This is a genomic window from Devosia sp., assembly GCF_017307565.1.
Taxonomy (GTDB): domain Bacteria; phylum Pseudomonadota; class Alphaproteobacteria; order Rhizobiales; family Devosiaceae; genus Devosia.
Genome location: NZ_JAFKHD010000008.1, coordinates 1 through 1,718 on the forward strand (window position 1 = coordinate 1; position 1,718 = coordinate 1,718).

General features: G+C 57.9%; 5 protein-coding genes. All 5 read left to right on the forward strand.

The genetic code is table 11. The features are described from left to right. Nucleotides 1–154: 30S ribosomal protein S17 (rpsQ, locus tag J0I64_RS00075; RefSeq protein WP_291405245.1), on the forward strand; the 154-nt coding region annotated here is incomplete at its 5' end. Between the two features lie 67 nt (nt 155–221). Further along, the gene (gene rplN / locus J0I64_RS00080) at nt 222–590 is read left to right on the forward strand and encodes a 50S ribosomal protein L14 (RefSeq protein ID WP_035080843.1); all 369 of its coding nucleotides are present in this window, start codon (nt 222–224) and stop codon (nt 588–590) included. After that, on the forward strand, nt 590–901 hold the full coding sequence (gene rplX, locus J0I64_RS00085) for a 50S ribosomal protein L24 (protein WP_291405239.1): 312 nt from the start codon (nt 590–592) through the stop codon (nt 899–901). The genes rplN and rplX overlap by 1 nt, the downstream gene beginning before the upstream one ends. After that, nucleotides 894–1,451 carry a 50S ribosomal protein L5 gene (rplE, locus tag J0I64_RS00090; RefSeq protein WP_291405241.1) on the forward strand — a complete coding sequence of 186 codons (558 nt, stop codon included), beginning with the start codon at nt 894–896 and terminating at the stop codon, nt 1,449–1,451. Before rplX ends, rplE begins: the two co-directional genes overlap by 8 nt. Before the next feature lie 30 nt (nt 1,452–1,481). Further along, the coding region (gene rpsN / locus J0I64_RS00095; protein WP_291405243.1) for a 30S ribosomal protein S14 at nt 1,482–1,718 on the forward strand (237 nt) is incomplete at its 3' end.

Below are 1,718 nucleotides of genomic sequence, written 5' to 3' on the forward strand. Positions count from 1 at the left end.
TACGCACCCCCTTCTGAAGAAGACAGTGCGTCGTTCCAAGAAGTACCACGCCCACGATGAAGCTAATGTGGCTAAAGTCGGTGACGTGGTGTGGATCGAAGAGACCGCGCCGATCAGCAAGAACAAGCGCTGGACGCTTGTTCCGTCTGCGTAAGAGAAATTGAAATTAGGTCGGCGAGCCGGATGACGGTGCAGCCGGTTCAACTAGAAGGCATCCAGTTATGATCCAGATGCAGTCCAATCTCGACGTCGCGGACAACTCCGGCGCTCGTCGTGTCATGTGCATCAAGGTGCTGGGCGGCTCGCATCGCAAATACGCCTCGGTCGGCGACATTATTGTCGTTTCGGTCAAGGACGCTATTCCGCGTGGCCGCGTTAAGAAGGGCCAGGTAATGAAGGCCGTGGTGGTTCGCACCGCGACCGACATCCGTCGCCCCGATGGCACCGTCATCCGTTTTGACAAGAACGCCGCGGTTCTGATCAACAATCAGAAAGAGCCGATCGGCACCCGTATCTTCGGACCGGTTCCGCGCGAACTCCGCGCTCGCAACCACATGAAGATCATCTCGCTCGCCCCAGAGGTGCTATAATGGCCTCCAAGATCAAGAAGGGCGATAAGGTCGTCGTCCTGGCCGGTAAGGACAAGGGCAAGACCGGTCAGGTCCTGCAGGTCATCCCGACCGAAACCAAGGCTCTCGTTCAGGGTATCAACCTTGTCCGCAAGCACCAGAAGCAGACTGCCTCGCAGGACGCCGGTATCTTCACCAAGGAAGCGCCGATCCACCTGTCGAACCTGGCCGTTGCTGACAAGGCTGGCAAGCCGACTCGCGTCGGTTTCCAGATCAAGGACGGCGTGAAGACCCGCGTCGCCAAGTCGACCGGAGACCAGATCGATGGCTGAGACCGTCTACATTCCGCGCCTGCGCACGTACTATGACGAGACCATCAAGGCCGAACTGACCAAGCAGTTCGAGTACAAGAACGTCATGGAGCTGCCCAAGCTCGACAAGATCGTCCTGAACATGGGCGTTGGCGAAGCCGTCAACGACACCAAGAAGGTCAAGTCGGCTGCTGCTGAAATGGAAAAGATCGCTGGCCAGAAGCCGGTTATCACCCATGCCCGCAAGTCGATCGCCGGCTTCAAGGTCCGCGAAGAAATGCCGCTCGGCGTGAAGGTCACGCTGCGCAAGACCCGCATGTACGAGTTCCTGGATCGTCTGGTGAACATCGCACTGCCGCGTGTCCGCGACTTCCGTGGCCTTAATCCGAACGCCTTCGATGGTCGTGGCAACTATGCCATGGGCATCAAGGAACACATCATTTTCCCCGAGATCAACTATGATCAGATCGATCAGGTCTGGGGTATGGATATCGTGATTGCCACGACGGCCAAGACGGATGATGAAGCCCGGGCTCTGCTGCGCGCTTTCAACTTCCCGTTCCGCCAGTAAGCGGGCAGGGAAGGGATAAAGGATCAGAACATGGCAAAGACCAGTTCCATCGAAAAGAACAACAAGCGCGCCAAGCTTGCAAAGCAGTACGCTGAGAAGCGTTCTGCTCTGAAGGCGACCGTCAAGGACCAGAACCTGTCGATCGAAGAGCGCTTCAAGGCCACCCTCAAGCTGGCCGAACTGCCCCGCAACTCCGCAGGCATTCGCGTGCGGAACCGTTGCGAAGTCACTGGCCGCCCGCGGGCGTTCTACCGCAAGCTGAAGATG

What these genes read in the sequence shown, in the direction of transcription:
- rplN (WP_035080843.1), top strand. Translation starts at nt 222, where the DNA reads ATGATCCAGATGCAGTCCAATCTCGACGTCGCGGACAACTCCGGCGCT.
- rplX (WP_291405239.1), top strand. Translation starts at nt 590, where the DNA reads ATGGCCTCCAAGATCAAGAAGGGCGATAAGGTCGTCGTCCTGGCCGGT.
- rplE (WP_291405241.1), top strand. Translation starts at nt 894, where the DNA reads ATGGCTGAGACCGTCTACATTCCGCGCCTGCGCACGTACTATGACGAG.